Raw genomic sequence first — 9,504 nt, 5'->3', positions numbered from 1 at the left:
TTGATTCCTGTTAAGTCCAGTTGATAACAGGAGATAATACCGGCCAGAAACCGCAACATACGGGCTTTGAGTTGATTTCGGTAGATTTGAGGGGATTTTGAAATGGTGCCGATAATAGGAGTCGAACCTACGACCTTCGCATTACGAATGCGCTGCTCTACCAACTGAGCTATATCGGCACAGGGAGAAATTTTGCTGGGTATAACCCGAAGTGCGGAAATTACGATAGTGAAATTATCTAGCAGCGTCAAGGGCATCCGGTTTCGTATGACGATTTAATCAACACTCCAACCTATTTCGTTCTTAAGGGTATTGTTTATATCCAAAAATCATATGAAGCCGCACACAAACGACATCACATACTGCGATTTTTCGTTAGGCTGGAAGAAGTTTCCATTATGCAAAATAATGGAATGACCGTTCACTTGTTACGGAGCCTGTTATGTCTATCTCATCTCGCATTAATCGCCGTTATGTGTTGGCGCAACGCCCTCAGGGAATGCCCAGCGATCAGGATTTTCGCTTAGAGAAAGTCGCCCAGCCAGAACCGGAACAGGGTCAGGTGTTGCTGCGTACGCTCTATCTTTCTTTAGATCCCTATGTCCGTGGCCGTTTAGATGACGTTCCCTCCTATTCTCCCCCACTCGCGATTGGTGATGTTATCTGCGGCGGTACCGTATGTCGCGTGGAGCAATCGCAGCACCCAGATTATCAAGCAGGCGATCTAGTTTTAGCCTACACCGGCTGGCAAGACTATGCGCTCTCTGATGGTGAGGGCCTACAAAAGCTAGACGCGAATATGGCGCATCCCTCTTATGCTTTAGGTTTGCTGGGTATGCCCGGTTTTACGGGCTATATGGGATTAACCGATATCGGTAATCCACAAGCGGGAGAAACCGTGGTGGTTGCCGCAGCAACGGGCGCTGTCGGTTCTGTCGTCGGTCAAGTTGCGAAACTGCGAGGATGCCGTACAGTCGGCATTGCTGGCGGCGTAGAGAAATGTCGCTATGCCGTTGAAAAACTGGGCTTTGACGTATGTATAGACCATCGAGCCGCTGATTTCGCCCATCAGCTTAAACAAGCCTGTGACAAAGGCATCGATGTGTATTATGAAAACGTAGGCGGAGCCGTGTTTGACGCCGTTCTTCCGCTGCTAAATACCAAAGCACGCATTCCCGTATGCGGCATGATCAGCCAATATAACGGACATCATAGCGACCACCAGCAAGATCGGTTGCCGTTATTAATGTCGACCATTCTAAAGAAACGTATGCGGGTTGAAGGCTTTATTATTTCGCAGGATTACGGCGATCGTTACCCTGAGTTTTATGCCCAAATGAGTACATGGTTGGCTCAGGGAAAAATTGTTTTTAAAGAAGATGTTGTAGACGGGTTAGAGAACAGCATCACCGCATTCCAAGGATTATTGAGCGGGAAAAACTTTGGTAAGTTGATTATTAAAGTCGCTGAGTAGATCAAAAAAACGGCGCACAAAGCGCCGTTTTCACTTTGGCTGAATATTTAGCTACGCACTAAATCATCACCATAGCCAATCCACTTATAGGTGGTTAAAGCTTCTAACCCCATTGGGCCACGGGCATGGAGTTTCTGCGTGCTCACGGCCACTTCAGCACCAAGACCAAACTGGCCGCCATCGGTGAAACGGGTGCTGGCATTGACATATACAGCAGAAGAATCGACCTCACGCACGAAGCGATCGGCACTGTGCATATTACGCGTCAAGATAGCGTCTGAATGCTGAGTCCCATGTTCGCGAATATGCTCAATGGCACCGTCTAATCCTTCAACCACGACGACATTCAGATCCAGCGACAGCCATTCATCATTTAGCTCGACCTCTTGCACTGGCTTAACCGGTGCTGGTCCTTGGCTCAACAGCGGTAATGCTCGTGGGCAAGCGTGCAGTGACACACCAACGTCCTGCATACGTTGGCTTAACGCTGGCAGGAACTGCGATGCATCATGCTGATTCACCAGTAACGTCTCGACTGTATTGCAGGTGCTTGGGCGCTGGGTTTTGGCATTCACGATAATTTTCAATGCCTGTTCAACGTCCATTCCCTGATCGACATAGATATGGCACACCCCAATACCGCCGGTAATCACTGGGATTGTCGACTGTTCGCGACACAGCTTATGTAACCCTGCTCCACCGCGAGGGATCAGCATATCAACGTAACGATCCAGCTTGAGCAACTCTGTAACTAACGCTCGGTCGGGACTTTCAATCGCTTGAACGGCATCGCTCGGCAAACCGGCTTTCTCCAGTGCGCGTTGGATCACTTTTACCGTTGCCTGATTGGTACGATGTGTTTCTTTACCGCCGCGTAGGATCACCGCATTACCGGTTTTCAGGCACAGTGCCGCGGTATCCACGGTAACGTTAGGCCGAGCTTCATAAATCACACCAACCACACCTAACGGCACACGACGACGTTCCAGATTCAAACCACTGTCCAGCACGCTGCCATCAATTACTTTGCCAACCGGATCGGTCAGATTGCATACCTGACGCACATCGTTAGCAATGCCTTCCAAACGACTCTGAGTCAGTTGTAGACGGTCTAACATCGCCTCGCTCAGACCATTTTCACGTGCCTGCTGAACGTCCATCTGATTGGCTTGTAGAATAGATTCACTATCTTGTTCAAGGTAATCAGCAATCAGCGCCAACGCCTGATTTTTCTGTGCCGAGCTAAGAACGGCTAAGTGGTAGGATGCGCGTTTAGCGGCCTTACCCATTTCTTCTAACATGGTAGCTCCTTCACTCACGATCATATGCTCACGATCATATCGTCGCGATGTACCGCGACTGGACCATATTCATAGCCCAGTACGCCGCTAATCTGTTGGGAATGATGACCAGCAATCATGCGCAATGCATCGCTGTTGTAGCGGCTTACACCATGGGCAAGATCGCGCCCTTCTAAATTACGGATACGGATCACTTCACCACGCGAAAAATCGCCGCTGACTTCACGGATCCCTTTTGGCAGCAGTGAGCTTCCACGCTCCAAAATAGCTGAAACGGCACCGTCATCCACGGTGATCTCGCCCGCCGGTGGCGCACCAAAGATCCAGCGCTTACGATTTTCCAACGGTGTTTCCAACGCATGGAAACGAGTCCCAACGGAAACACCCTCAATGACGTCTCCGACTACGCCCGGTTTGCTCCCCGCGGCAATAATCACGTCAATACCAGCGCGACACGCCACGTCGGCAGCCTGCAATTTAGTCGTCATACCGCCCGTACCGAGGCCCGATACACTATCACCTGCAATACCGCGCAGTGCATCATCGATGCTAGTGACTTCACGGATAAGTTCAGCCGTTGGGTTATGGCGAGGATCGGCGGTAAATAATCCAGCCTGATCGGTTAACAGTAATAGTTTGTCTGCACCCGCTAAAATTGCCGCAAGCGCGGAAAGGTTGTCGTTATCACCAACTTTAATTTCCGCGGTGGCGACCGCATCATTTTCGTTGATAACAGGAACGATTCGATTGTCCATCAGGGCATGCAGAGTGTCACGCGCATTCAGAAAACGCTCACGATCTTCCAAATCGGCGCGCGTCAGCAACATTTGCCCGATATGAATACCGTAAATGGAGAAGAGCTGTTCCCACAATTGAATCAAACGGCTCTGTCCTACGGCAGCCAGCAACTGTTTTGAGGCAATCGTTGCGGGGAGCTCGGGGTAGCCCAAATGCTCACGTCCAGCGGCAATCGCACCGGAGGTTACAATCACAATACGATGCCCCGCCGCATGCTGTTGAGCACACTGGCGAACGAGTTCCACGATATGGGCACGGTTTAGACGGCGCGAACCGCCGGTCAGTACGCTGGTACCTAGTTTTACAACTAGGGTTTGGCTGCCACTCATAATCTTTTTGCCGTTTATTGGTGTTTGAGAAATTAGGGGAAAGAGAAAAAGTATCAGGAGAGGCGCGTTATGCCAACAGGCATAACGCAAAAGCACACTTATTACTGCGCCGGATCAGGCTCTAAGGCGAACTAACTCTTCAGAAAAGTCATCGGCTGGCTGAATTTTAATCTCGAGCGTCGTTAAAAGCTCTTGTAGGCGGTTATGGAAGTTAAGCGAGGTTTGTTCCAATTTCTCGTTCACTTCAGGATCTTTAATGGCTTGCTCTTGCCAAACACCTTGCTTATCGAAGAGTCCAAACGAATAGCGATAGGTGAAATGTGTTTCCTCAGCGGCTAGGTCGAGCCACCATCCCCAAAATTCTCGTTTTTCCGGATTCGGTTTGACGTTGACGCATACAGCCAGACAGTCAAAAAAGAAATGGTCTTCCTGACACTGCCCCGAACGAATGTAAGGGCCAAGCGCAGTAAATTTTTTGATTAAGCGGCTTTTAGAGTAACCACCTGGTAATGTCATACAGCATCCTCCTGTTGTGGTTACTCTTTTTTAACAAATTTACAAACTTTAGCAATCAAATTAATATGATTGTTCGCTAATCCAATCACAAACTTGATGTAAAGCTTTATGAAAACCTTCATAAAGTGGCGATGATGACACCATCAGCAATTTGCCATTCAATGAAGAATCCACGATTAGCTTAGCCTCAGATTTCGGGCAGAATGGGTCACGATCCCAATATCCTGCCAGCATCGGTGTTTGACAGCGGCGCCCTAACAACCCCTGAGTTTTCAATGAATAGCAGCTTAGCTCAGTGCGCAAAGCGGCATCCGAAATGCTCTCCATTCCCAGCCGGCTGGCTAGCACATCAATGTACATATCAGGTACCCGCTCCTGAATACGTGGGTCACAGAGTAAGTTGTGCACCACAGGTCCCAAAGTTGCGACCGCGCGTAAACGGCGTGGCTCCAGATAAGCTAAACGTACCGCCACGTTCGCACCAAACCTAAAACCAAATAACGATACACGGGTGTGATCAACCCACGGCACATTCGGCAATGCGTTTAAGACCTGCTGATGCAGGCGGCTGGAGTCCTGAGTCAAACAGTAATGTGACGACATACCAACCGAAGGCATATCAATGGTTAACATCGCCATGCCTGCTGGCGCTAGATAATCGCGGAACAGGCGATGGCTATCGCTCTGCATCATATCCAAGCCACCACAGATCAACACCGTAGGGAAAGGTCCGTTGCTGTTATCCGGCATATGCAAGAAACCGGTGATCTTACGACCGCCGTCAATGGCAAACTCAATTTCTTTAAGCGAATAAGGCAACAGTTTGGCCGATTCTTCATAGGCACGATTAGCCAAAACCTCGGCCTGCTCAGCCAAATCGTCACCCTTTAAATGCGGATAAGCCGCGATGCTGTAGAGATTTGCGGCCTGAAGCCAATAATCTCCAGCTACCTGCGGATCTTTTTCCTCCTGAGCGCGCTGTTGCCAGCCCATGGCCTGATGTGACCATTCATAGATCCAGTTACCGCTGCGATAGCCCACCACGGTGTCGAGCAACTTTTCGTCGCTGCGTTCTGCCGTTGAGGCTGCAATACGCGATAATACATGCTCAATCTCAATAGGTGAGACGCCACGCCAAACCCACATTAGGCGATTAATCGTGCGATACCAATTCGCCTGCGAGGTTCCCTCCAGCGCAGAGGCAATCGAAGCCTGTGGAACATGCCCATGCCGTTTGACCAGCGTGGATGTTTCACGATGCTTAAATCGAGGTTTGAATAAGGTTTCAGAAAGGTTTGCTTGGGACATGATAGACGGCAGCCTCCGAGTACTGTCTTTACCGCCGCAAACAAGAAGCGACGGAGCTAAATCTCGCACAGCGAGCGCTAAAGCTAGTGTAACGAACTCGGGAGCTAAAAAACAAACGTCCGGACAAAGCCGGACGTTTCTTTACATCAAATTTGATAGCCGTAGGCTAATTAGCGGCCGCTGATTGGCTCAACGAAGCAAACGCCCATATCCCATGGCTGTTCGATCCATGTATTCTGTGGGATATCGATGACGTAATCATCAACCAGTGGACGACCGGCTGGTTTCGCGAAGATTGTCACGAAATGCGCTTTTGGATACATTTCGCGAATCGCCTGTGCTGTACCACCGGTATCAACCAGATCGTCGATAACGATAAAACCTTCGCCATCGCCTTCAGCACGCTTAACGACTTTGAGCTCACGCTGGTTGTCATGGTCGTAGCTGGAGATACAGACGGTATCAACATGACGGATACCCAGTTCACGCGCCAGTAATGCGGCAGGAACTAAACCACCACGGCTTACCGCAATAATTCCAGTCCACTGTTCAGAAGGCATCAGGCGTGCAGCCAGCTTACGTGCGTGCATTTGCAGCACATCCCAAGTTACAACGTATTTTTCGCTCATTAATAGTGTCCCAGCCATAATATTCATGGCTTAAAGATTGGTCGGGGGGGAAAAAAGGTTGCGCGAGATTATAGAGAGCCAGAGCAATAAAAACCAGCCTCTTTCACACAAAGGCGCACTGCTGATGACGGATTTAGTGCCTTAGTCTGTCCACATAAGTAAATATAGTGGTATTCTCTGAAAAAATGAGAATATCTCTTAACCCCCTATTGTGTCGCTCTTGTCAGCAGCACAACTGATCATCAGGAGACTTAACGTGTCTGAACTGTCTCAGCTATCTCCACAGCCACTATGGCAAATTTTTGCGGATATCTGTTCTATTCCTCACCCTTCTTATCATGAAGAAGCTTTGGCCGCGCACATCGTTGCATGGGCAAAAGAAAAAGGTATCCACGTTGAACGTGATGAAGTCGGTAACGTCTTGCTGCGCAAACCCGCTTCCCGTGGAATGGAAAACCGTAAACCCGTTGTGCTACAAGCGCATCTGGACATGGTTCCACAGAAAAACAACGATACCGTACACGATTTTACTAAAGACCCAATCCAGCCATACATCGACGGTGATTGGGTAAAAGCACGTGGCACCACGCTAGGCGCTGATAACGGTATTGGTATGGCCTCTGCGCTGGCCGTTCTGGCTGACGATAGCGTTTCTCATGGCCCTATTGAAGTGCTATTGACCATGACCGAAGAGGCCGGAATGGAAGGTGCGTTCGGCCTGAAAGCCGGCTGGTTACAGGCTGATATTCTGATCAATACCGACTCTGAAGAAGAAGGCGAGATCTACATGGGCTGTGCTGGTGGTATCGACTTCATCACCACGCTGCCGCTGCAGCGCGAAGCCGTTCCTGCAAGCCATGACATCGTTAAACTGACGATCAAAGGTCTGAAAGGCGGACACTCGGGGGGTGATATCCATCTGGGTTTAGGCAATGCCAACAAACTGATGGCGCGCTTTTTAGCTGGCCACGCAACCGAGCTGGGTCTGCGTGTGCTGGATCTAAATGGCGGTACGCTGCGTAACGCGATTCCGCGTGAAGCGACAGCGGTATTGGCCGTTCCTTCGGCAAATCTGGCGAAACTGAAAACTCTCGCAGAAACCTTCCTGAGCATACTGAAAATCGAACTCGCCGCGGTAGAAAAAAATCTGAATATTCAGGTTGAATCTGCACAGAGCGATTCTCAAGCCCTGACGTCTGATAGCCAGCAGCGCTTCATCGCCCTATTGAACGGTACGCCTAACGGCGTTGTGCGCATGAGCGATGAAGTGAAAGGCGTGGTGGAAACCTCGTTGAATGTGGGCGTGGTGACAACAGACGCCAAAGAAGCACAGATTATCTGCCTAATCCGTTCTCTAATCGACAGCGGCAAAGACTCAGTGGTGAGCCAATTGACCTCGCTGGGTGAACTGGCTGGCGCACACGTTGAAGCTAAAGGGAGCTACCCTGGCTGGAAACCAGATGCTAACTCTCCAGTGATGCATCTGGTGCGTGAAACTTATCAAAAGCTGTTCGACACTACGCCGAACATCATGGTGATCCACGCAGGTCTAGAGTGTGGTCTGTTCAAAAAGCCTTACCCAGAAATGGATATGGTTTCTATCGGCCCAACTATTACCGGCCCACATTCCCCTGATGAGCAGGTTCACATTGCCAGCGTTGGTCAATACTGGCAGCTGCTGACCGCACTGTTAAAAGCGATTCCAGAGAAAGCCTAATCCCTCTGATTGCTTAGTAAAAAAGCCAACCCTCGGGTTGGCTTTTTTGTATGTTAACCCTAACCATCAATATCCAGAGAAAGCTGTTTTTCTAGCTGTGGATCAAGCAACGTCACATGCACCCCCACCAAACGAACTCCACGCCCAGTGCGGCGTTCATCCCACGCCTGCTGAGCCACTTTGAATAAATCTTGTTTATCAAGCACTGGCCATACATGCTCCTGCGTTGTCTGTTGGAAGTCATGAAATTTGAGCTTCACCCCCTGACGAGCAATATGCAGGTCAGGCTGTACTTTACGCAAACGACGCTCCAACTCCTCATACAGCTTTTCCAACAACACTTCGCATTCGTCCCAGCGATGAATATCTTCCGACAGCGTTCTTTCTACACCAACCGACTTACGTAAACGGTCAGGCATCACTTCGCGCTCGTCTTGCCCATGACAGCGCTCCCATAAGACGCGTCCAAATTTACCAAAGCGACGCAATAACTCCGCCAAATCATAACGGCGAACGTCAGCGCAGGTATTCAGCCCAAGCTCACTCAGCTTAGCCGCGGTCACTTTGCCCACGCCGGGTATCTTTTTCAGCGGTAGTTGAAGAATAAACTCATCAACCTGAGCAGGCGTGATCACGTATTGGCCATTTGGCTTATTTAAATCTGAGGCTATTTTTGCCAAGAATTTGATTGGGGCAATACCGGCTGATGCAGTGAGATCCAGCTCTGCTGCAATATCCTTACGGATCTGCTCTGCAATCAGCGTGGCTGAACCATGACATAAAGAACAATCTGTGACATCAAGATAGGCTTCATCAAGCGATAGCGGCTCAATCAGAGACGTATAGCGCTGGAAAATACTGCGGATATGATTGGAGACATCTTTATAGACATCCATGCGTCCTGGCCGCAACGTGAGGTGGGGACAAAGTTTCAGCGCCTGCCCTGTTGGCATGGCACTACGCACACCGAATTTACGCGCTGCATAGTTCGCCGTACTAATAACGCCACGGCGATCGCGGCTACCACCGATCGCCAGCGGAACATCGCGTAATTCAGGGAAATCACGCATTTCGACTGCGGCATAAAAGCAGTCCATATCGACATGAATGATTTTGCGCATAAAAAGAATATTGGAGCTGATGACTGTATAAGTATACAGGTTATTTATGGGGAATGGGAAGTGGGGGAATTTTGTTCGTCTGTCGTTGATGTGGTCGCGGGGAATTGTTTCGTTCGCCGGTCGTTTATGAAACACCGGTGAAATGTTTCGTTCGGCCACCGTTTATGAGACACCTGTGTAATGTTTCGTTCGCCGGTCAGCAGATGCGTTTCCATAAAACCGCTCGCTTTTATCCGAGACGTCATCTCCGCTACGGTTTGGAACGTCAATATCCTATGGAATTGCAGTGACTATGGGATTGCAGTGAAATG

At 49.6% G+C, this 9,504-nt stretch carries 8 protein-coding genes and 1 tRNA gene; 2 read left to right on the top strand and 7 right to left on the bottom strand.

Annotation, left to right across the window (positions count from 1 at the left end; translation table 11 throughout):
* Nucleotides 1-103 precede the first annotated feature (103 nt).
* Nucleotides 104-179 (bottom strand) — tRNA-Thr (locus M988_RS04375).
* Nucleotides 180-442: 263 nt separating this feature from the next.
* Between M988_RS04375 and M988_RS04370 the strand changes: the two genes are divergently transcribed.
* Nucleotides 443-1,474 carry an NADP-dependent oxidoreductase gene (locus M988_RS04370; RefSeq protein ID WP_064572989.1) on the top strand — a complete coding sequence of 344 codons (1,032 nt, stop codon included), beginning with the start codon at nucleotides 443-445 and terminating at the stop codon, nucleotides 1,472-1,474.
* A 47-nt stretch (nucleotides 1,475-1,521) separates the two neighbouring features.
* Here the strand turns inward: M988_RS04370 and proA are convergent, their stop codons facing one another.
* The 5 genes from proA to gpt all read right to left on the bottom strand — a co-directional run bounded on the left by proA (nucleotide 1,522) and on the right by gpt (nucleotide 6,355).
* Nucleotides 1,522-2,775, bottom strand: a complete 1,254-nt coding sequence (proA, locus tag M988_RS04365; RefSeq protein ID WP_064572988.1) for a glutamate-5-semialdehyde dehydrogenase — start codon at nucleotides 2,773-2,775, stop codon at nucleotides 1,522-1,524.
* A gap of 20 nt (nucleotides 2,776-2,795) precedes the next feature.
* The gene (gene proB, locus M988_RS04360) at nucleotides 2,796-3,902 is read right to left on the bottom strand and encodes a glutamate 5-kinase (RefSeq protein ID WP_008814466.1); all 1,107 of its coding nucleotides are present in this window, start codon (nucleotides 3,900-3,902) and stop codon (nucleotides 2,796-2,798) included.
* Nucleotides 3,903-4,016: 114 nt separating this feature from the next.
* On the bottom strand, nucleotides 4,017-4,418 hold the full coding sequence (gene crl / locus M988_RS04355; protein ID WP_064572985.1) for a sigma factor-binding protein Crl: 402 nt from the start codon (nucleotides 4,416-4,418) through the stop codon (nucleotides 4,017-4,019).
* 60 nt (nucleotides 4,419-4,478) lie between these two features.
* Complete coding sequence (gene frsA, locus M988_RS04350; protein WP_008814468.1) at nucleotides 4,479-5,726, bottom strand: esterase FrsA; 1,248 nt, start codon at nucleotides 5,724-5,726, stop codon at nucleotides 4,479-4,481.
* Nucleotides 5,727-5,896: 170 nt separating this feature from the next.
* Nucleotides 5,897-6,355, bottom strand: coding sequence for a xanthine phosphoribosyltransferase (gene gpt, locus M988_RS04345; RefSeq protein ID WP_020303596.1), 459 nt, complete (start codon nucleotides 6,353-6,355; stop codon nucleotides 5,897-5,899).
* Nucleotides 6,356-6,611: 256 nt separating this feature from the next.
* On the opposite strand from gpt, the gene pepD reads away from it, so the two are divergent.
* Entirely contained in the window at nucleotides 6,612-8,072 is a 1,461-nt protein-coding gene (gene pepD / locus M988_RS04340; RefSeq protein ID WP_008814470.1) for a beta-Ala-His dipeptidase, read from the top strand.
* 59 nt (nucleotides 8,073-8,131) lie between these two features.
* Here pepD and dinB read toward each other — a convergent pair whose 3' ends face one another.
* The gene (gene dinB, locus M988_RS04335; protein ID WP_064572983.1) at nucleotides 8,132-9,193 is read right to left on the bottom strand and encodes a DNA polymerase IV; all 1,062 of its coding nucleotides are present in this window, start codon (nucleotides 9,191-9,193) and stop codon (nucleotides 8,132-8,134) included.
* Nucleotides 9,194-9,504 lie beyond the last annotated feature (311 nt).

Source organism: Hafnia paralvei ATCC 29927, assembly GCF_001655005.1.
Taxonomy (GTDB): Bacteria; Pseudomonadota; Gammaproteobacteria; order Enterobacterales; family Enterobacteriaceae; genus Hafnia; species Hafnia paralvei.
Note: the sequence above shows the minus strand (reverse complement) of the source record. Positions and strands in the feature narration are given on the sequence as shown.